18 protein-coding genes are annotated in these 20,446 nt (G+C 71.2%); 10 read left to right on the top strand and 8 right to left on the bottom strand.

Annotated features, from left to right (window positions below):
* The first annotated feature begins 150 nt into the window (after positions 1 to 150).
* Positions 151 to 723 carry a CGNR zinc finger domain-containing protein gene (locus ACIO3P_RS21640; protein ID WP_329824954.1) on the top strand — a complete coding sequence of 191 codons (573 nt, stop codon included), beginning with the start codon at positions 151 to 153 and terminating at the stop codon, positions 721 to 723.
* A 38-nt stretch (positions 724 to 761) separates the two neighbouring features.
* Here ACIO3P_RS21640 and ACIO3P_RS21635 read toward each other — a convergent pair whose 3' ends face one another.
* On the bottom strand, positions 762 to 1,259 hold the full coding sequence (locus ACIO3P_RS21635; RefSeq protein ID WP_401853091.1) for a DUF2000 family protein: 498 nt from the start codon (positions 1,257 to 1,259) through the stop codon (positions 762 to 764).
* A 68-nt stretch (positions 1,260 to 1,327) separates the two neighbouring features.
* Here ACIO3P_RS21635 and ACIO3P_RS21630 point away from each other — a divergent pair, with 68 nt between their 5' ends.
* From ACIO3P_RS21630 to ACIO3P_RS21620, 3 genes are all read left to right on the top strand, one after another.
* Positions 1,328 to 2,197 (top strand): AraC family transcriptional regulator, encoded by an 870-nt coding sequence (locus ACIO3P_RS21630; RefSeq protein ID WP_401853090.1) that lies wholly within the window; start codon positions 1,328 to 1,330, stop codon positions 2,195 to 2,197.
* Positions 2,198 to 2,319: 122 nt separating this feature from the next.
* On the top strand, positions 2,320 to 5,553 hold the full coding sequence (locus tag ACIO3P_RS21625) for a sacsin N-terminal ATP-binding-like domain-containing protein (RefSeq protein ID WP_401853088.1): 3,234 nt from the start codon (positions 2,320 to 2,322) through the stop codon (positions 5,551 to 5,553).
* A gap of 271 nt (positions 5,554 to 5,824) precedes the next feature.
* Entirely contained in the window at positions 5,825 to 6,715 is an 891-nt protein-coding gene (locus ACIO3P_RS21620; protein ID WP_401853085.1) for a DUF5707 domain-containing protein, read from the top strand.
* Between the two features lie 103 nt (positions 6,716 to 6,818).
* Here ACIO3P_RS21620 and ACIO3P_RS21615 read toward each other — a convergent pair whose 3' ends face one another.
* Together ACIO3P_RS21615 and ACIO3P_RS21610 are read right to left on the bottom strand one after the other, a co-directional pair.
* A complete protein-coding gene (locus ACIO3P_RS21615) occupies positions 6,819 to 9,380 on the bottom strand; it encodes an HAD-IC family P-type ATPase (RefSeq protein ID WP_401853082.1) in 2,562 nt (853 codons plus the stop codon).
* 133 nt (positions 9,381 to 9,513) lie between these two features.
* Positions 9,514 to 9,840 carry a DUF2530 domain-containing protein gene (locus ACIO3P_RS21610; protein WP_329824959.1) on the bottom strand — a complete coding sequence of 109 codons (327 nt, stop codon included), beginning with the start codon at positions 9,838 to 9,840 and terminating at the stop codon, positions 9,514 to 9,516.
* Positions 9,841 to 10,109: 269 nt separating this feature from the next.
* On the opposite strand from ACIO3P_RS21610, the gene ACIO3P_RS21605 reads away from it, so the two are divergent.
* Positions 10,110 to 11,564, top strand: coding sequence for an NCS2 family permease (locus tag ACIO3P_RS21605; protein WP_401853080.1), 1,455 nt, complete (start codon positions 10,110 to 10,112; stop codon positions 11,562 to 11,564).
* 61 nt (positions 11,565 to 11,625) lie between these two features.
* Here the strand turns inward: ACIO3P_RS21605 and ACIO3P_RS21600 are convergent, their stop codons facing one another.
* Positions 11,626 to 11,811, bottom strand: a complete 186-nt coding sequence (locus tag ACIO3P_RS21600) for a ribbon-helix-helix protein, CopG family (RefSeq protein ID WP_329824961.1) — start codon at positions 11,809 to 11,811, stop codon at positions 11,626 to 11,628.
* A 150-nt stretch (positions 11,812 to 11,961) separates the two neighbouring features.
* On the opposite strand from ACIO3P_RS21600, the gene ACIO3P_RS21595 reads away from it, so the two are divergent.
* Together ACIO3P_RS21595 and ACIO3P_RS21590 are read left to right on the top strand one after the other, a co-directional pair.
* Entirely contained in the window at positions 11,962 to 12,408 is a 447-nt protein-coding gene (locus ACIO3P_RS21595; protein ID WP_329824962.1) for a MarR family transcriptional regulator, read from the top strand.
* Between the two features lie 239 nt (positions 12,409 to 12,647).
* Positions 12,648 to 14,066: an MFS transporter gene (locus tag ACIO3P_RS21590; protein ID WP_401853258.1), complete on the top strand. Its 1,419-nt coding sequence runs from the start codon at positions 12,648 to 12,650 to the stop codon at positions 14,064 to 14,066.
* A gap of 61 nt (positions 14,067 to 14,127) precedes the next feature.
* On the opposite strand, the gene ACIO3P_RS21585 is transcribed toward ACIO3P_RS21590, so the two are convergent.
* A complete protein-coding gene (locus ACIO3P_RS21585; protein WP_401789178.1) occupies positions 14,128 to 14,736 on the bottom strand; it encodes a Uma2 family endonuclease in 609 nt (202 codons plus the stop codon).
* 108 nt (positions 14,737 to 14,844) lie between these two features.
* On the opposite strand from ACIO3P_RS21585, the gene thpR reads away from it, so the two are divergent.
* Positions 14,845 to 15,486, top strand: a complete 642-nt coding sequence (gene thpR, locus ACIO3P_RS21580; RefSeq protein ID WP_329824965.1) for an RNA 2',3'-cyclic phosphodiesterase — start codon at positions 14,845 to 14,847, stop codon at positions 15,484 to 15,486.
* A gap of 194 nt (positions 15,487 to 15,680) precedes the next feature.
* Here the strand turns inward: thpR and ACIO3P_RS21575 are convergent, their stop codons facing one another.
* Positions 15,681 to 16,670: an aldo/keto reductase gene (locus ACIO3P_RS21575; protein ID WP_329824966.1), complete on the bottom strand. Its 990-nt coding sequence runs from the start codon at positions 16,668 to 16,670 to the stop codon at positions 15,681 to 15,683.
* 278 nt (positions 16,671 to 16,948) lie between these two features.
* Here ACIO3P_RS21575 and ACIO3P_RS21570 point away from each other — a divergent pair, with 278 nt between their 5' ends.
* A complete protein-coding gene (locus tag ACIO3P_RS21570) occupies positions 16,949 to 17,305 on the top strand; it encodes a hypothetical protein (protein WP_329824967.1) in 357 nt (118 codons plus the stop codon).
* A 74-nt stretch (positions 17,306 to 17,379) separates the two neighbouring features.
* Here ACIO3P_RS21570 and pip read toward each other — a convergent pair whose 3' ends face one another.
* The gene (gene pip / locus ACIO3P_RS21565) at positions 17,380 to 18,402 is read right to left on the bottom strand and encodes a prolyl aminopeptidase (protein ID WP_401853077.1); all 1,023 of its coding nucleotides are present in this window, start codon (positions 18,400 to 18,402) and stop codon (positions 17,380 to 17,382) included.
* A gap of 36 nt (positions 18,403 to 18,438) precedes the next feature.
* Between pip and ACIO3P_RS21560 the strand changes: the two genes are divergently transcribed.
* On the top strand, positions 18,439 to 19,497 hold the full coding sequence (locus tag ACIO3P_RS21560) for a WD40 repeat domain-containing protein (protein ID WP_401853074.1): 1,059 nt from the start codon (positions 18,439 to 18,441) through the stop codon (positions 19,495 to 19,497).
* A gap of 28 nt (positions 19,498 to 19,525) precedes the next feature.
* Here ACIO3P_RS21560 and ACIO3P_RS21555 read toward each other — a convergent pair whose 3' ends face one another.
* Positions 19,526 to 20,347 (bottom strand): TetR/AcrR family transcriptional regulator, encoded by an 822-nt coding sequence (locus tag ACIO3P_RS21555; protein WP_401853071.1) that lies wholly within the window; start codon positions 20,345 to 20,347, stop codon positions 19,526 to 19,528.
* Positions 20,348 to 20,446 lie beyond the last annotated feature (99 nt).

Raw genomic sequence — 20,446 nt, 5'->3', positions numbered from 1 at the left:
TCGCTTTCGGTTCGAGCTCCATCGGGCCGATCGCTTCAACCTAACCTTTGAATTGAACTTTAAGGGTTATGGAGGAGAGGGGCAACCCGTCACGTAACCTTGAGTGGTTAGCCGACCGGAGGGGACACGGAGATGAGTGAGGAGCCACGGATGCCCGCGACCGACCCGCGCCCCCTGACCGGAGAGCCCGTCTCGCTGGATCTGCTGAACACCCGCTGGATGTACGACGGCGTACGCCAGGACCTGCTGGCCGGCACCGAAGGGCTGCGCATCTGGCTCGCGGCCAACGGGCTCGACCGCCGCTTCCCCGCCGACGCCGCGTCACTGGAGCATGTGCTGCTCGCCCGGGAGGCGCTCGCCGCCGCCGTGGACAGCCTCGGCGCCGACAGTTCCGGCGGCGACAGCCCCGGCGGCGCGGCCGGCGTCGAACGGGTCGACGCCGTACTCGGCCACGGCCGGATCCGCGCCACCCTGACCGCCGCGGGGCCCGGGGAGGAGACGGAGTTCGAGGACCCGTCCTGGGGCGCGGCCTGGACCGCGGCGCACGACTACCTGAACCTGCTGCGCGCCGCCCCCGACCGGATCCGGGGCTGCGCGCACGAGGCGTGCATCCTGCACTTCTTCGACACGTCGCGGAACGGCACCCGCCGCTGGTGCTCCATGGCGTCCTGCGGCAACCGGGCCAAGGCATCCCGCCACTACGCGAGAACACGCGAGAGCTGAGCGGGCGCGAACGCGTCACCGCCGGCAGCCGTGCAGGGTCAGCCGTGCAGCTTCAGGCCCCTGACGATCTTGTCGATCGTGTTGCGCGGGCCGTGGACCGCCAGGCCCACCAGGTCCAGGGCGTCCGCCGGGATCGCGCGGACCGTCGCCCGGTTGTCCTCGTCGTTGCCCGAGGCGAACATCTCCGCCGTGTAGAGGGCCGTGGGTACGGCGCGGGAGAGGGCGCGGGCGTGGCTGCGGGTCAGGGCGGGGGCGTCGGCGGTGAAGCAGAGGACCGGTTCGCGCAGGAGCGGGAGGTAGTCGTTGCCGGAGGCGTCCTCGTAGCGCTTGCTCATGATGTCGTCGCGGGCGTGGGCGATACCGCTGGCCAGGAAGGCCGTCACGTTCAGCTTCTGCCATACGGCCAGGTCCTCGCGGACAATGACGGCGATCTTGGTGTCGTAGCGGAAGGGGACGGTGGAAGGGGAGGCGGACGAGGCGGTGGAAGTGGCGGCGGAAGATGCGGTCTCCGGGGAGACGGGCGTGCTCGGTGTCATGCGGCGAGTCTTGTCCGGTGGGTGGAACGCCGTCTTGAACGTTCGTGCGGCGCGGCAGACTGGGGTGTATGAGCAGGCACGACCGCCCGGCGGACGGGCGCGGGGACTGGGCCCGCTACTGGCGTGATCCGCACCGGCCGCTGGAGGCCATGCACGCCCACTTCGTCCGCCATGTCTTCCACCTCCACAGCCACGACGCGTATTCCTTCGCCGTCACCGAGTTCGGCTCCCAGCGCTTCCGCTGCCGGGGCGGCGGGCACACCAGCCGCGCGGGGATGATCATGGCGTTCAACCCGGACGACCCGCACGACGGGGAATCCGCGGAGGAACTGGGCTTCACCTACCGGATCATGCACATCGGGCCCGAGGTCGTCCGGGACGTGCTCGACGACATCACCGGGGGCCGCGCCCGCATGCCGCTCTTCGACCGGCCCGTGGTCGACGACCCCGTGCTCGCCCGCGCGCTGCGCAGACTGCACCCCGCGCTCGTCGGCGGCGCGGATCCGCTCGTACGGGAGGAGCGGCTGACCGCGGCCGTGACGGCGATGGTCCGGCGCACCGCTTCGTCGCGTACGGGCTCCGCCGCGCCCCGCGAGCTGTCCGCCGGCGGACAGACCGTGGCGGCCCGCCGGGTGCGGGCGCTGCTGGACGAGGCGTACGAGCGTGATCTCACCGCGCAGGACCTCGCGGACGCCGCCGGGTGCAGCCGGTTCGCCCTCTACCGGGCCTTCCGCGCCGTGTACGGGATGCCGCCCAGCGACTACCAGCGCCTGCTCCGGCTGCGCAAGGCCCGGGGTCTTCTCGTCGCGGGCCACTCGGCGGCCGACGCCGCCGTGCTGTCCGGGTTCGCCGATCAGGCGCACTTCCACCGGTGGTTCGTCCGGTCGTTCGGGGTGACCCCGGGTGTGTTCGGGCGCGCCGCCGCCGTGGCCTCCTGAGGGCCCGGACGCGCGGGCCGCGCCCGCCCCGCACCCCCACCGGAGCGCGCCGCGCGGTACGTTCGGGCCCGTACGCGGAGACCGAAACGTACGCGGAGACCAGAACAGAGCGGAGTCACAGCGTGAGCGTCAGGACGACCGAGGGGGCCGACCCGTTCGGGACGGCGCGGCTGCGGCGTGGGGTGCTGGACGCGTGGGGGGCCAGCCCCGCACGGTTCCGTGAGGACGCCAACGCCGAGGAGGACCTCGTCCTCGGCGGCTACCGGGACCGGCTCGTCGTCGAGCTGGCCCAGAACGCCGCCGACGCCGCCGCGCGCGCCGGGGTCGAGGGGCGGCTGCGGCTGACCCTGCGGCCCGCGACCGCCGACGGGCCCGCCGTGCTCGTGGCCGCCAACACCGGCGCCCCGCTCGACGCGACCGGCGTCGAGTCGCTCTCCACCCTGCGCGCCTCCGCCAAGCGCGAGGGGCACGAGAGCGCCGTGGGACGGTTCGGCGTCGGCTTCGCCGCCGTGCTCGCCGTCAGCGACGAGCCCGCCGTCATCGGCCGGCACGGCGGCGTCCGCTGGTCCCTCGCCGAGGCCCGCGAGCTGGCCGGGGTGACCGCGCAGGCCAGCCCCGGCCTCGGGGACGAACTGCGGCGCCGCGACGGCCACGTACCGCTGCTGCGGCTGCCGCTGCCCGCCGAGGGCACCGCCCCGGACGGGTACGACACCGTCGTCATCCTGCCGCTGCGCGACGCCGCGGCGACCGCGCTCGTGGAGCGGCTGCTCGCCGGGGTCGACGACGCGCTGCTGCTGACCCTCGCCGGGCTCGCCGAGGTCGCGGTCGAAACCCCGGACGGGGAACGGGTGGTACGGCGCTCGCAGGACGCCTCGTACGTCGTCGTGGACGACAGTGCGGGCGGTGCGGGCGGGGGCGGCGAGGTGCGCCGCTGGCGCGTCGTCAGCCACCACGGGGCCACCGGGGCGGCCCTCCTCGAAGGGCGGCCCGTGGAGGAGCGGCTGCGCCCGCACTGGGCCGTGACCTGGGCCGTTCCCGTGGACGCCGAGGGCGCCCCGGCCCGGCCGCGCACCGCGCCGGTCGTGCACGCCCCGACCCCCACCGACGAACCCCTCGGCGTGCCCGCGCTGCTGATCGCCACGCTCCCGCTGGACACCACGCGGCGCCACCCCGCGCCGGGCCCGCTCACCGACTTCCTCGTCGTGCGGGCGGCCGACGCGTACGCCGAACTGCTCGCCGGCTGGGAGCCCAACTCCACCGGCCTCCTCGACCTCGTGCCCGGCCCGCTCGGCAAGGGCGAGCTGGACGGCAGCCTGCGCGCCGCGATCCTGGAGCGGCTGCCGCGCATCGCCTTCCTCACCCCGGCGACCCCGGCGGTCCCGGCCGCCCTGGCGGACCCGTCGGTTCCGTCGGTTCCGTCGGCTCCGGCGGCTCTCGACGACGACCAGGAGGAGGGGCCGGCCGCGCTGCGGCCCTTCGAGGCGGAGGTCGTGGAGGGCGCGGGCGCCGACACCGTACGGGTGCTCGCCGAGGTGCTGCCGACCCTGCTGCCCGCCGGGCTCGAACGCCGCACGGAGCTGCGGACGCTCGGGGTCGGCCGGCTGCCCCTCGGCGACGCCATCGAACGCATCGCGGGCGTCGAACGGCCGCCCGCCTGGTGGTACCGGCTGTACGACTCCCTCGCGGGCGTGGACGCCGACCGGCTCTCCGGGCTGCCGGTGCCGCTCGCGGACGGCCGTACGACGATCGGGCCGCGCCAGGTGCTGCTGCCGCTGCCCGGCGGGGAGGACGGAGCCGAGGGGGCCGGGTCCGCCGACCTCGCGCGGCTCGGGCTGAAGGTCGCCCACCCCGAGGCCGCCCACCCCCTGCTGGAGAAACTGGGCGCCCTCCCGGCCACGCCCCGCGCCGTTCTGACGACCCCTCAGGTACGGGCGGCGGTGGCCGCCTCGCTCGACGCGGGCGAGGTGTGGGACGAGGACGCCACCACCCCGGACGCCGAGGAGCTCGCCGAGCTGGTGCTGACCCTCGTACGGGACGCGGGACTTGAGGCGGGCGACGAACCGTGGCTCGGCGCCCTCGCGCTCACCGACGAGGACGGCGAACTGGCGCCCGCCGGTGAACTCGTCCTGCCGGGAAGCCCGTTCGCCTCCGTCGTACGTGCCGACGAACTCGCCTACTGCGACGCCGAGTTGGCCGAACGCTGGGGCGAACAGCCCCTCGCCGCCTGTGGGGTCCTCGCCGACTTCGCCCTCGTACGCGCCACGGACGTCGTCCTCGACCCCGACGAACTGGAGCCCAGGGACGGCGACTTCGCCGAACCCGACGACGCCGGACTGCTCGACTCCGTCGACGTCTGGTGCGAGGACGTCCTGGACCGGCTGCCCGACACCCCCGTACCGCCGGTCGCCACGGAGATCGTCGCCGTACGCGACCTGGACCTGGTCGACGACGACGCGTGGCCCCGGGCGCTGACCCTGCTCGCCCGGCCGCCGCTGCGCGACGCGCTCATCCAGCCCGTACGGATCCTGCTCCCCGACGGGACGACGGAGAGCGTACGGTCCTACACCGCGTGGTGGCTGCGCGACCACCCCGTGCTCGACGGACGGCGCCCCGCCGGACTGCGCTCAGCCACCGGGGACCCGCTGCTCGCCGGGTTGTACGACGCGGTGGACGCGACCGGCTTTGACGACGCGCAGGTGCTGCGCGCCCTGGGCGTACGGACCTCCGTCGCCGCCCTGCTGGACGAGCCCGGCGGCGCGGCCGAGCTGCTGGGCCGGCTCGCGGACCCGGAGCGGGAGGTCGGCGCCGGGCAACTGCACGCGCTCTACACCGCCCTGGCCGACCTCGACCCGGACCAGGTGACCCTGCCGGACGAGCTGCGCGCGGTGGTCGACGGCGAGGTGCGGGTGGTCGACGCGGCGGACGCGGTGATCGCGGACGCCCCCGACCTGCTGCCGCTGGCGGGCGGGCTGCCGCTGCTGCCGGTCGCGCCGACGCGCTTCGCGGAGCTGGCCGAGCTGCTCCAGGTGCGGCGGCTCAGCGAGACGGTCGTCGCGGAGGTGACGGGGGAGGCGGCGGAAGGCGGCGAGGAGCACGAGGTGCCCGACGCGGTCCGCGCTCTGCTGGGCCCGGCCACACCCGCCACGTACGTCGAGCACGAGGAACTGGTCGCGGGCGGCGCCGAACTGGACTGGCGCCGTACCCCGGACGGGGTGCTGCACGCGGCGACCCTGGAGGGCGTGGCGGCGGGGCTCGCGTGGGCGGCGGGGCAGTGGCCGCGGCGCTTCGAGGTGGCGGCGCTGCTGGAGGACCTGTCGCGTACGGAGGAACTGGCCAGGGATCGCTGGTTCGACTGATCGGCCGGGCGCCCGGATCAGCCGGCCGGCCGATCCGCCGATCCGCCGATCCGCCGGTTCCGATCCGCCGGTTCGTCGGTTCGTCGATCCGCCGGGTCGCCGGTCGCCGGTTCGTCGGCTGATTTTGCGATCTTCGCAGAAAGGTCATGATTCCGTACAACTATTCACATGCGTACCTGGTCTGGTCTGTCGAGTCACCAGGCTCACAGACCAGATGGGCCCCGCCGTACGAACGACGCACCGCGGGGCCCCTTCTCCACTTGGGGAACGCATGCGTATTCGTGCCACTGTTGCCGCTGTCTCCGGCGCCCTGGCCCTGTCCGCTCTCGCCGTACCGGCCTCGCAGGCCGCGCAGTCCGGCGCGCCCGGCGGCGACCGTCCGTCCGCTCCGGAGTACGGCTTCTCGTCCCAGCACGGCGCCGCCGCCGCGCCGAAGGCCAGGACGAACGGACTCACCGCCGCGCCGAAGGCCGCCGCAGCCCCGGTCATCACCAAGACGGTGGTGAACGGCGGCAAGCCGATCGTCGTCGGCACCACCGCCACCAAGAAGGTCACCGTCGCGATCACCGCGACCCACGCCTCGGGCATCGCCGACGCCGCCACGATCCTCTGGATCGGCAAGAACCTCGATGACTACGACGCCTTCGCCTTCGTCCAGAACGAGGACAAGGCGAAGTGCAAGGCCGCCAACGCCACCACCTCGACCTGCACGCTCACCGTCACGGTCGACCCCGGCCTGCTGATCAACACGGACGCCACGTACTGGAACGTCGGCGCCGCCGTGCTGGCCAAGGACGGGACGGACGTCCAGAACGACAAGTCCGGCAAGATCCGCTTCCAGCGGCTCTCCAAGCTGACCGTCAACGCCTCCCCGGAGCCCGTGAAGAAGGGCAAGACCCTCACGGTCACCGGCAAGCTGTCGCGCGCCAACTGGGAGACCTCCACCTACAAGGGCTACGCCACCCAGACGGTGAAGCTCCAGTTCCGTAAGAAGGACAGCAACACCTACACCGACGTCAAGACGGTCAAGACCTCCGGCACCGGCACGCTGAAGACCACCACGACCAAGACGACGGTCGCCGGCTACTGGCGCTGGAGCTTCGCCGGTACGGCCTCGACCCCCGCGGTCAACGCCACCGGTGACTACGTCGCCGTCAAGTAGCACCGGACCACGGCGGGGCCCGGCAGGCTGACGCCACCGGGCCCCGCACACCGTGCGCCGGGCCGGGCCCCGCACCGCTCTGCGGTGCCGGGCCCCGTACGCCCTACGCGGCGGGGAACCTGCGCCCCACCCACCGCCAGCACAGCTCCAGCGCCACCGACGCCACCACCGCGATGCCCACCGCGGCCCACGGCACCGTCGTCCCCACCAGCTTCAGCGCGAAGAAGTGCTGAAGCGCCGGTACGGCCAGCACCACCAGGAACGCCGCCCCCATCGACAGCACGAGGCAGATCCGCCACCACGTGTACGGGCGCGCGACGATCGCCAGCACCCACATGGAGACCAGGAACAGCGTGAGCGTGGCCGCGCTGGTCTCCGCGCCGAGCGAGTCGGGGCCGGTGTAGGAGTGCCGGGCCAGCAGATACGTGGTGAACGTGGCGACGGCAGCGATGACACCCGAGGGCACCGCGTACCGCATCACCCGGCGGACGAAGTGCGGCTGGGCGCGCTCCTTGTTCGGGGCCAGCGCCAGGAAGAACGCCGGGATGCCGATCGTCAGCGTCGAGAGCAGTGTGAGATGGCGCGGCAGGAAGGGGTACTCGACCTGGAAGCACGCCACCAGGATCGCCAGCAGCACCGAGTAGACGGTCTTCGTGAGGAAGAGCGTCGCCACCCGCGTGATGTTGCCGATGACCCGGCGGCCCTCCGCCACCACCGAAGGCAGCGTCGCGAAGCTGTTGTTCAGCAGCACGATCTGGGCGACGGCCCGTGTCGCCTCCGAACCCGAGCCCATCGAGACGCCGATGTCCGCGTCCTTCAGCGCCAGGACGTCGTTGACGCCGTCCCCCGTCATCGCGACCGTGTGCCCGCGCGACTGGAGCGCGCCGACCATGTCGCGCTTCTGCTGCGGGGTGACCCGGCCGAAGACCGCCCCCGCGTCGAGCGCCTCGGCCATCCCCTCCCGTTCGGCGGGGAGATGCCGGGCGTCGACGGTCTGCTCCGCGCCGGACAGGCCGAGCTTTCCGGCCACGGCGCCCACGGAGACCGCGTTGTCGCCGGAGATGACCTTGGCGGCGACGTCCTGATCGGCGAAGTACGTGAGGGTCTCGGCGGCGTCGGGCCGCAGCCGCTGCTCCAGTACGACGAGGGCGGTCGCCTCGGCGCCGGACGCGGCCTCGGGGGAGCCGAGGTCGGCACCGTCCGCGCTCGCATCCGTGCCGACGCGGGCGAGGAGCAGGACGCGCATCCCCTGCCGGTTGAGGTGGTCGACCTCGGCGAGCGCCGGATCGCCCGCGGGCAGCAGCACATCGGGCGCGCCGAGCAGCCAGCGGGAGAGTCCGCCGCCGCGGCCCTCGGCTCCTTCGCCGCGCCCCTCGGCTCCTTCGTCGCTCTCGTCGCTCTCCTCGAACGCGGCGCCGCTGTACTTCCGTACGGACGAGAAGGGCAGCGCCGCCGCCACCGGCCACCGCCCGCGCTCGCCCTGGTACGCGTCGATGATCGCCTGGAGGCTGGCGTTGGGGCGCGGGTCGGACTCACCGATCGCGCCGAGCACCTTCCGTACGTACGACTCGTCCGCACCCCCGAGCGGACGCAGTTCGCTGACGTCCATCCCGCCCTCGGTGAGCGTGCCCGTCTTGTCGAGACAGACGACGTCGACGCGCGCGAGCCCCTCGATGGCGGGCAGCTCCTGGACGAGGACCTTGAGCCGGCCGAGCCGGATGACCCCGATCGCGAAGGCGACGGAGGTCAGCAGCACCAGGCCCTCGGGGATCATCGGGACGATCCCGCCGACGGTCCTGGCGATGGAGTTCTTGAAGTCGTTCTGCTTGACGACGAGCTGGCTGAGGATGAGCCCGATCGCGGTCGGGATCATCATCCAGGTCACGTACTTGAGGATCGTGCTGATGCCGTTGCGCAGCTCGGAGTCGACCAGGGTGAAGCGGGACGCCTCCTCGGCGAGCCGCGCGGCGTAGGCGTCGCGCCCGACCTTCGTGGCCTGGAACGCGCCCCCGCCGACGACCACGAAGCTGCCGGACATCACGGGGTCGCCGGGACGTTTCAGCACCGGGTCCGCCTCGCCGGTGAGCAGCGACTCGTCGATCTCCAGACTGTCGGCCTCGGCCACCACGCCGTCGACCACGACCTTGTCGCCGGGGCCCAGTTCGATGAGGTCCCCGAGGACGATCGCGGAGGTGGAGATCTCGGCCGGGACGCCGTCCCGCCGTACGGTCGGTCTCGCCTCGCCGATCACCGCGAGCCCGTCGAGGGTCTTCTTGGCGCGCAGCTCCTGGATGATGCCGATACCGGTGTTGGCGATGATCACGAAGCCGAACAGGGTGTCCTGGATCGGCGCGACGAAGAACATGATCACCCAGAGCACGCCGATGATCGCGTTGAAGCGGGTGAAGACGTTCGCCCGGACGATCTCGGCGGCGGACCGGCTGCTGCGGACGGGTACGTCGTTGACCTCCCCGCGCGCCACATGCTCCGCCACCTCGGCGGCGGTCAGCCCGGTGTGCCGCCCGGCGGGCGGGGGAAGCGTCATGGGGTGTACGGGGTCCAGCTCGGCGCCCGCGTCGATGGCGGGGGTGGTGGGGGCCGGGGAGCCCGGCTCCGTGCCGTCCGGCTCCGCGCCATCGGTGTTGATCTTCGCCCGCTGCGTCATGTTCCGACGGTACGGCGGGGAGGGCCCCGCCACCCGCCGGCCGGAGCGAAGATCAGACCCCGGGACGACGGTTCGGGTGCGGAATCGTCCTTGGGCACTACGGCCCGGGGGCGGAGCCGTAGGGGGCACGCCCCTACGGGCCGGAGGTGCCGGGCCCGTCCTCGTCGCGCCTGCCCTCGTCCGGCCCCGAAGTCCCCTCGGCGTCGGCTTCGGCCGCGGCGGCGGCACGCTTGAGCGCCGCGTCCCGGCCGCGTACGTACCAGATCCCGATGAGTCCGAGTCCGGCGCCGGCGAGGCAGGTCCAGATCCACCAGGTGTGCCCGTGCTCGCTGTACCAGCCGTAGAACGGGAGCTGGAGGAGGAAGAGGGCGAACCAGATGATCGTGCCGCCCGTGACGGTGCCGACGACCGGCCCCTCCAGAGGCTCGGGCGCGGCGCGCTGGGGCGTAGAACCGGTCATGGGTTCAGTGTAGGTGGGGGTGCGCTGAGGACGGAGAGCAGGCGGCTCAAGGGTCTACGCGCGGAGATAGCGATCTTCTTACGATCTGTTCATACTGAAACGGTTTGTGGGTGTCTGGTTTTGTTCGTTGAACATCCATTCATTTGAACATCGAATGGAAACCCCATGAACACATCGGTCTGATCAAGTTTCGCCGCAGTCCCGCTCCGCCCCGCACCGCCCCACCCGTTCTCCCCGCCCCTCCCCTCGTACGACGTCTGAGGTTCCGCATGCCTTCCTCGGCCACCGCTCCGGTCGGTTCCGACGCCCAGCCGCCGACCCCCGGGCAGTCGTCCGGCGGACTTGACGGCTTCTTCAAGATCTCGGAGCGCGGCTCCACGATCGGCCGTGAGATACGTGGCGGCTTCGCCACCTTCTTCGCGATGGCCTACATCATCGTGCTGAACCCGATCATTCTCGGCAGCGCGAAGGACATGTACGGGCACCAGCTCGACAACAGCCAGCTCGTCACCGCCACCGTGCTGACCGCCGCCTTCTCCACGCTCCTGATGGGCGTCATCGGCAATGTGCCGATCGCCCTCGCGGCCGGCCTCGGCGTCAACACCGTCGTCGCCCTGCAACTCGCCCCCCGGATGAGCTGGGCGGACGCGATGGGCATGGTCGTCCTCGCGGGTCTGCTGGTGATGCTGCTCGTGGCCACCGGTCTGCGCGAGCGCGTGATGAGCGCCGTACCGCTCGGGCTGCGCAAGGGCATCGCGATCGGTATCGGCCTCTTCATCATGCTGATCGGGCTGGTCGACTCCGGGTTCGTCTCCCGTATCCCGGACATCGCCCGGACCACCGTGCCGCTCCAGCTCGGCGGGAACGGGCATCTGCACGGCTGGCCGGTCCTCATCTTCGCCATCGGCGTGCTGCTCACCCTCACGCTGATCATCCGCAAGGTGCCGGGCGCGATCCTGATCTCCATCGTCGCGATGACGGTCCTCGCGATGATCATCGACGCGGTCACCAAGGTGCCGAGCTGGGGCCTGACGGCCCCGAAGTGGCCCGGCAACCCGGTCGCGAGCCCGGACTTCGGCCTGATCGGGAACGTCAGCCTCTTCGGCGGCTTCGAGAAGGTCGGTGTCCTCACCGGGGCGCTGTTCGTCTTCACCGTGCTGCTGTCCTGCTTCTTCGACGCGATGGGCACCATCCTCGGCGTCGGCGACGAGGCCAAGCTGATGGACAAGAACGGCAACCTGCCCGGGATGAACAAGGTCCTCTTCGTCGACGGCATCGCGGTCGCCGCGGGCGGCGCGGGCTCGGCCTCCGCCAACACCTGTTACGTGGAGTCCACGGCGGGCGTCGGCGAAGGGGCCAGGACGGGGCTGGCGTCCGTCGTGACGGGCCTGCTCTTCACCGTGGCGCTGTTCCTCACACCACTGGCGACGATGGTCCCGTCCCAGGCGGCGACGCCCGCGCTGATCGCGGTGGGCTTCCTGATCCTGGCCGGCTCCGTACGGGACATCGACTGGAGCGACTTCACGATCGCCGTGCCGGCCTTCCTGGCCATGGTGATGATGCCGTTCACCTACTCGATCACCAACGGCATCGGCATCGGCTTCATCACCTTCAGCGTGCTGCGCCTGGCGACCGGGCGGGGCCGCGAGGTACCGGCGGCGCTGTACGCCGTCTCGGCCGTCTTCGTCTTCTACTACGCGATGCCGGCGCTGGGCCTGACCTGAGCGACCTGAGTGACTTGAGGTCCTGGCCGGGCCCCGCCCCCGCCCTCGCCCCCGGCCGGACCTACTGCACGCCGCCGTAGAACCGCTCCGTCTCGTCGACGGCCGCCTTGAAGCGTTCGTCGAAGTCGTCACGAATGAGCGTCCGGGTCACATAGTCCTGGACGCTCATTCCGCGTATGGCGGCATGGTGGCGGAGCCGGTCGAGCAGCTCACCGTCGATCCGCAGGCTGAGCACTGTCGATCCCATACGCACCAGGGTCGGGGGCGCGCGTCGCCCGGCGGGTCGCTTTCTGCCTCAGTCTCACTCGTACGAGTGATTCGACCCCGGGGGAATCCGGCCGAGAGTCGTGCTGCGCCCCGGTGGTATTTAGCTTGGGTAATGAGTTAAGCTAAATACATGCCTGACCTGCCCCACGGTGACGAGCATGAGAACGACGCCGCCGTGAACGCTCTCCGCTCCGCCGTCATGCGGCTGGGCCGGCGCCTGAAGCACCAACGTGTGGACGAGTCGCTGTCCCCGACCGAGATGTCGGTCCTGGGTACTCTCGCGCGCTGTGGCTCCGCCACCCCGGGCGAGCTGGCCCGCAAGGAGCACGTGCAGCCGCCGTCGATGACCCGCATCGTCGCGTTGCTGGAGGCGAAGGGTCTTGTCAGGCTTGAGCCACATCCCGACGACCGTCGGCAGAAGGTGGTCAGCCAGACCGAGCGGGCCGAGGCGATGCTCGAAGAGAGCCGCCGTAAACGCAACGTCTGGCTGGCGACCCTCGCCGAGGGCCTGGACGAGGACGAGTGGGCGAAGCTGCGCGCTGCCGCTCCCGTGCTGGAGAAGCTCGCCCATTTGTAGACCGCGCGCCGTAAGGAGGCGAACCCCCATTGAGTACGGGATCCGGAGCAGACTCCGCCCCCGCACCGCAATCCACCCACGACAGCACCACCCCTGAGAGCACCACGCCTGAGGGCCCCACCCCGGCCGGCACACTCGCCGACGGCACCATCCCCGAGGCGGACGACCCCGACTCCATAGGCTCCACGGACGGCACCGGTCCCCTCGGCCGTACCGAACCGATCTCCGCCGCCGAACCGATCTCTCCCGCCGTCCCGACCGGTCACCCTGACCCGAACGGCCGTACCGAGGCGACCGACTCGACCGGCGACACCGGACCTGCCGGCGGTACCGGACCGACCGGCGGTGACGACCCCGCCGAGAGCAAGCCGGCCACCGGCGGCACCTTCTCCTCGCTGAAGATCCGCAACTACCGCTTGTTCGCGACGGGCGCCGTCGTCTCCAACATCGGTACGTGGATGTCCCGTGTCACCCAGGACTGGCTGGTCCTGAGCCTCACCGGCTCCTCCGCCGCCGTCGGCATCACGACGGCCCTCCAGTTCCTGCCGATGCTGCTCTTCGGCCTCTACGGCGGCGTCATCGCCGACCGCTACCCGAAGCGTCAGCTCCTGCTCTTCACCCAGGCCGCGCTGGGCCTGTGCGGCGTCTCCCTCGCCGTGCTGACGCTCTCCGGACATGTCCAGGTCTGGCACGTCTATCTGCTCGCGTTCCTGCTCGGCATGGTCACGGTCGTCGACAACCCGACCCGCCAGTCCTTCGTCTCCGAGATGGTCGGCCCGGACCAACTGCGCAACGCGGTCAGCCTCAACTCGGCCAACTTCCAGTCCGCCCGGCTGGTCGGCCCGGCGGTCGCCGGTGTGCTGATCACCACCGTGGGCAGCGGCTGGGCGTTCATGCTGAACGGCCTCTCCTTCCTGGCCCCGCTCATCGGGCTGCTGCTGATGCGCCCGCACGAACTGCACCGGTCCGTCCGCGTACCGCGCGCGAAGGGGCAGCTCAGGGAAGGGCTCCGCTACGTACGCGGCCGTCCCGACCTGATCTGGCCGATCGTCCTCGTCGGCTTCATCGGCACGTTCGGCTTCAACTTCCCGATCTGGCTGACGGCCTTCGCGCACGAGGTCTTCGAGGGCGGAGCCGGGCTCTACGCCTTCTTCAACATCCTGATGGCCGCCGGCTCCCTGGCCGGCGCCCTGCTCGCCGCCCGCCGCCGCTCCAGCCGGGTCAGGCTGCTGATCCTGGCGGCGATGGCCTTCGGCCTGCTGGAGATCGTGATCTCCTTCTCGCCGTCCGTCTGGATGTTCTCGCTGCTGCTCCTGCCGATCGGCATGATCGGGCTGACGACGAACATCAGCGCCAACACGAGCGTCCAGATGGCTGCGGACCCGGCGATGAGAGGCCGGGTGATGAGCCTCTACATGATGGTCTTCGTCGGCGGCACCCCCATAGGCGGCCCGCTCCTCGGCTGGGTCACCGACACGTACGGCGCCCGCGTCGGCTTCGCCACGGGCGGCGCGGTCTCCCTGCTCGCGGCGGCGACGATCGGCCTGATCCTCACACGGGTGGTGGGGGTACGGCTCAAGGTCGACCTGCGCGGCGGCCGGCCGCACATGGAGTTCGTACCGAAGAAGGAACGCGAACAGCTCGCGACGGCTGCGTGAGCCGTGGCCTGTGAGCCATGAGCGACGACGGTGGTTCCGGTCGCCCGGAACCACCGTTCCGTCAACCGCGGGGAAACTTGTCGGTCTTCAGGATCAAGCCCAACTTGGTGGCGCTGAGGTCGATCGCGGTGCCGAACATAACGGTCAGCTCGGTGGCGTATTCGTCGTCCTTCGGGTCCGTGTAGACGTGGCACCTGCCGGTGTAGGGGTCGGCGATCAGATAGACAGGGATACCGGCCGTGGCATACGTGGTCTTCTTTGCGCCGTAGTCGTTGGCGGCCGTGCCCTTGGAGATCACCTCGGCGATGAACTCCACGTCTTCGGGCTTCCAGCGCCCGTCCTCATCCTGTGAGGCGTCGTCGACCAGTTTCGCCACATCGGGGCAGAATCCGTTGAGGTGTCCGGGGAAGTCGATGCGTACGTCGGACATGACCACGACGTCCATGCCGAACTTGTCCTCCAGGGCCCGTACGATACGGCGGATGATCTCCCAGTGCACCTGGCGCTGCGGCGACATGAAGATGTTCCCCTCGACAATCTCGACCTTCACTCCCTCGGGGACGGGCATCTTCTCAAGCGCGCCGAACAGCATGTCCAGTGTCAGCTCGGAGCTCTCGTCGGCCATGGCGATCCTGTCGGTGGCGATCCTGTCGGTCTCTACGACGGTCATTCTGGCGCTCCTCCCCGCTCCCGCGTGGATGCGGTAGCCGCGCGGTACAACGATACGCACGGTGACCGGGTAACGCGCTGTCTGTCATATGACCGGCAGAATCGTTCCATGAGTCCGACGATGAGCCCGACGACACTCAGACTGTTCGCCGCCGTTCTGCCGCCCGCCGCTGCCGCCGCCGAACTGGCCGATGTCGTACGGCGTCTGCGTGACCTGCCCGGGGCCGACGGGCTGCGGTGGACCGGGCAGGAGGGGCGGCACTTCACGCTCGCCTTCATGGGCGAGGTGGACGAGGCGCTGCTGCCCGAGCTGACCGTACGGCTGGAGCGGGCCGCGTACCGGACCGAGCCGTTCCGGCTCCGGGTGCGCGGTGGCGGGCACTTCGGCGGCCGTACGTTGTGGGCCGGCGCCGCCGGAGGCATCGACGAGCTCCGGCTCCTCGCGGAACGGGCCGACGCCGCCGCGCGCCGGGCCGGGGTGCCGATGGAGGAGCACCGCTCCTACCGGGCCCACCTCACGCTCGCGCGTGGCCGCACGGCCGACGGCGTGGACCTCCGGCCGTACGTCGAGGCCCTGAGCGGCTTCGAGGGCAGGCCGTGGGACGTGTCCGAGCTGGTTCTCGTACGGAGCCGGCTGCCGGTCTCGGGCGTGGCGGGGGAGCGGCCGCGGTACGAGACGATCGCGCGCCGGCCGCTCGGCCGGGGCCGTCGGGGGCACCCGGGCGGCGGTTCTGTCGGACCCGGCCGTTAGTCTCGACGTGTGGACCCGAAAACCCGTAACCGCATCATGGCCGCCGTGCTCGTGCTGATGTTCGCGATCATCGCCGTGGCGGCTGCGGTCGGCTAGGCCCTGTTCCGTACAGGCCCCGGCCGACCGCCGCCCTCGTCATCCGTCGCCGTACGTACGGGTGCGTGCCCGTACGTACCCGTACGCGCTGACGGCTCCTACCAGGCGAAGGCTTCCGGCGAAGGCCCCGGGCCGGGGAAGATCTCGTCCAGCTCCGACAGGACCTCCTCGGACAGCGTGACGTCGACGGCCCGTACGGCCGATTCGAGCTGGTCGAGCGTGCGCGGGCCGACGATCGGGCCCGTCACCCCCGGCCGGGTCAGCAGCCAGGCCAGCGCCGCCTCGCCCGGGTCGATGCCGTGCTTGTCGAGCAGGTCCTCGTACGACTGGATCCGCGCGCGGGTCGCGGTGTCGGCGAGGGCGTCGGCGGCACGGCCGGCGGCGCGCCGCCCGCCCTGCACCTCCTTCTTGATCACGCCGCCCAGCAGACCGCCGCCGAGCGGCGACCACGGGATGACCCCGAGCCCGTACTCCTGCGCGGCCGGGATGACCTCCATCTCGGCGCGGCGCTCGACCAGGTTGTAGAGGCACTGCTCGCTGACCAGGCCGTACGAGCCGAGGCGGCGGGCGGTCTCGTTGGTCTGGGCGATCTTCCAGCCGGGGAAGTTGGACGAGCCCGCGTAGAGGATCTTGCCCTGCTGGATCAGGGTGTCGATGGCCTGCCAGATCTCCTCGACCGGGGTGGAGCGGTCGATGTGGTGGAACTGGTAGAGGTCGATGTGGTCGGTCTGGAGCCGCTTGAGGCTCGCGTCGACCGCGCGGCGGATGTTGAGGGCGGAGAGCTTGTCGTGGTTGGGCCAGGGATCGCCGTCGCCGGCCATGTTCCCGTAGACCTTGGTGGCGAGGACGACCTTGTCGCGGCGGTCGCCGCCCTTGGCGAACCAGGTGCCGAGGATCTCCTCGGTGCGGCCCTTGTTCTCGCCCCAGCCGTACACATTGGCGGTGTCGAAGAAATTGATACCCGCGTCGAGCGCGGCGTCCATGATGGCGTGACTGTCGGCCTCGTTGGTGAGAGGGCCGAAGTTCATCGTCCCGAGGACGAGTCGGCTGACCTTGAGTCCGGTGCGTCCGAGCTGCGTGTACTCCATGACTCCACACCCAACTCGTTCGAGCGCACTCAAGGCAAGAGCGGGTACGCCTTGTGGCGGCCTGTTGTCATCGGTCCGACGGGTCGTGGGCGTCATGGGCCCGTTCACTCACGAGTGACCGTAAATCGGTCGATCGGCTTCTTTCAGGCCATTGTTCATGGTTCGGGCATAATCGCCCTCTTCCGTGATCAACCTCCTCTCCGAGCGGCCGAGCACGGGTCCTCATGTCCGTCCGGCCTCATGTCCGTCCGGCTCGCATCGGAACACCGGAGGTTTCTTTGATCACTCGTACGCGACGCACTGTCGCCGCCGCCCTCGCCGCCGTCGCCGCGACGCTCGCTCTCGGCGCGGGCGGGCTGCTGGCCACGGCGGCGCCCGCGACGGCCGCACCGGCGACGGCCACGCCGGAGTCCCGGGCCGCGCTCACCTGTAGCCACCGGCTCCTGACCGGAAGCGGGGGTCACAAGGGCGCGGCCATCACCTGCAACGGGTCCACCTTCACGGGTGTCATCGACTGCAAGAAGGGCGATCTCGTCTACCGGCACTTCGGCAACCGGGCCGCCTCGGGCGGTACGTCCACGGTCTGGTGCGACCTCGGGGCCCAGGTGGTGTTCGCGGGCGGAACCCCCTCGTGAGGTCCTGGTGAGCTCCTCATGAGGTCCTGGTGAGGGAGCGGGCGGCGGATCGGCCCGTCTGTCGAGTCGATGGGTCAGTCCGCGAACGCGTCGAGCGCGGCCCGCACTTCGCCGCGCTGGGCTTCGCTCCCCTTGTGGCCCGCGTCGTCGATCACCACCAGCCGCGCGTCCGGCCAGGCCCGCGCCAGCTCCCAGGCGGTGCCGAGAGGCCCGGCCAGGTCGTGCCGCCCGTGGACGAGGACCCCGGGGATGCCGGCCAGCCGGCCCGCGTCGCGCAGCAGGGCGCCCTCCTCCAGCCAGGCGCCGTGGGCGAAGTAGTGGGCGCAGATCCGGACGAACGCCTGCCGCGGGAGCGGCGGCCGATCGGCGTACGGGGTGGGGGAGCCGTGGGGCTCCTGGGAGAGTACGGCGTCCTCCCAGGCGCACCAGTCGATGACGGCCCGCTCCCGTACGGCGGGGTCGGGGCTCTCCATCAGGCGGGCGTAGGCGGCGACGAGGGGGAGCGCGGCGGCCGTACGGTGGTCCAGTCCTTCGGGGGCGGCGGCCCGTTCGTCGGTCCTCGCCTGCCGGGCGCCGTCGCGGAAGCGGTCCCACTGCTCGGGGAAGAGCCGGCCGGCGCCCCCGTACAGCCAGGCGATTTCCGAGCGCCGGGTGGTCGTGACGCCGGAGAGGACGATCTCGGAGACGCGCTCGGGGTGGCGTTGCGCGTACGCGAGGATCAGCGTGGACCCCCAGGAACCGCCGTACAGCAGCCAGCGTTCGATCCCGAGATGGTTCCGCAGCCGTTCCATGTCGGCGATGAGGTGGTCGGTGGTGTTGTGGCGCATGTCGGCGGCGGGATCGCTCGCGTGCGGGGTGCTGCGCCCGCAGTTGCGCTGGTCGAACAGGACGACACGGTAGAGCTCGGGATCGAAGTGCCGCCGGGCGTACGGGGTGCGGCCCGACCCGGGGCCGCCGTGGACGACGAGCGCGGGCTTGCCCTGCGGGTTGCCGCTGACCTCCCAGTGCACACGGTTGCCGTCGCCGACGTCGAGCAGGCCGTGGTCGTGGGGCTCGACGGGCGGGTGGACGGGGGAGGCGGCGGGGACGGAGGTCATGGCACGCCACGCTACGCGGGGTGGCAGGCTGGGGGAATGCGTTTTCCCTCGCGTGGCCCTGGCCGCCGTTCCGGAGCTGTCGCCGTCGCCGTACGGGCCGTACGGCCGGCCGGGTTCGTCTCCGCGTTCGTGCTCGTTCTCGCGTTCGTGTTCGGATCGGCCACGGCCGCCGTGGCCGACGACGGGAAGCCCGATCAGAGCTTCACGATCAAGGACAGCCGGATCACCGAGTCCAGCGGACTGGCCGCCAGCCGTCTGCACCCCGGCGTGTACTGGACGCACAACGACAGCGGTTACGGGCCGCAGGTCTACGCCGTGGATTCCCGTACCGGAGAGACCGTCGCGACGATCACCATGCAGGGCGTCGGCAAGCCCCGGGACGTGGAGGCCATTTCCCTCGGGCCCGACGGGAACGTCTACGTCGGTGACATCGGCGACAACCTCAACGGCACCTGGGACCACGTCTGGATCTACCGTTTCCCCGAGCCGAAGCAGCTCAGGGACGCGACGGTGCGGGCCACGCAGTTCACCGTGAAGTACGCCGACGGGGCGCGCGACGCCGAGGCGATGATGGTCCATCCCCGGACCGGGCGCGTCTACATCGCGTCGAAGAACGAGGACGGCGGCGGGCTGTACGAGGGCCCGGCGGAGCTGTCCCCGTCCGGTACGAACACCTTCCGGCGGATCGGCGAGGTGCCGTGGGTGACGGACGGGGCGTTCTCGCCGGACGGCGAGGAGTTGACGCTCCGCTCGTACTTCAGTGCCCGCGCCTACGCCTGGAAGAACGGCCGGCTCGGCGCGGACCACCGCGTACGGGCGCCCATCCAGCGGCAGGCGGAGTCGGTGACGTACACGGCCGACGGCAGCGCGCTGATGTTCGGCTCGGAGGGCAGCCGGAGCGATGTCGAACGGGTGGACCTGGACAAGGGGTCGGGCGGCAACGCGTCCTCCGGAGGCGGAAGTTCCTCATCCGGTGGCGACGGTACGGGGAGCGCCGCCTCGGAGAAGACGGGGAACGCCACGTTCGGGGCGATCGTCCTCGCCGCCGGGGCGGTTCTGTACCTCGGCTACAAGCGGCTGCGGCGCAAGGGCTGAGGCGACAGGGATACAGACGTCATAGACGTCACGGGCACCGCTCGGCGGCGTCCGATGACTGCGGTTGCGGCTGCTGTGCTTGTGGCCGTGTCCGCTGCCCCGCCGTGCGCTGTTCCACCAGGACCTCCAGGCCGTCCAGCAGCCGCTGGAGCCCGAATTCGAAGTGGTCGAAGTCGGAGCCGAACGACTCCTCGGAGAGCCCGGCCATGACCGGGTACACGCCGCTGGTCATGGCCCTGGACAGGAAGGGCTCCTGGGCCTTCCAGAACTCCTCGTCCGTGGTGCCGCTCATCTTCTCGGCCTCGATGGCGTGCACCTGCGTACGCGCCGTGCCGATCACATAGCCCTCGACCATGATGATCACCGAGACCCGCTCGGGGTCGCTCAGCCCCATGCCCTGAAGGCGGGACAGGGTCTTCTCCAGCCCCCTGACCGCGTTGGGTCCGAGGACGGGCCTGGCCTGGTTGACCGCGAGCAGCCAGGGGTGACGCTGGTGCAGGGCGAGGGCCGCGCGCGCCATCGCCTCGACCGCCGCGCGCCAGCCCGTGTCGATGCCGCCGGGCGGATCCTCCGTCTCGCCCTGGACGTGGTTGAGCATCAGGTCGATCAGCTCCGTCTTGCCCGGGATGTAGCGGTAGAGCGACATCGTGCCCGTGCCCAGCTCGGTCGAGAGGCGGCGCATGGACACCGCGTCGAGGCCCTCGGCGTCGGCGAGCGCGACGGCGGTGGTGACGATCCGGCCCAGCGTGAGGCCGGGTTTGGGCCCTCGGCTGGGGCGCTCGCCCGTGTCCCAGAGGAGTTCGAGACTGCGTGCCGGATTGCCGCTGCCGCTCGCTTCGGTCGAGGTCATGGGGCCAGTTTACTGTCTCCGAAAAAAAATGGGTACGGCGTACTCTTTTGTGGGTACGCTGTACTCAGATCGGTCGGGGAGGCCGGTGACAAGAGGGGT

The sequence above is a fragment of the Streptomyces sp. NPDC087310 genome (genome assembly GCF_044744405.1).
Taxonomy (GTDB): Bacteria; Actinomycetota; Actinomycetes; order Streptomycetales; family Streptomycetaceae; genus Streptomyces.
The sequence above is the reverse complement of the archived record's forward strand: the minus strand, read 5'-3'. Positions and strand labels throughout refer to the sequence as shown.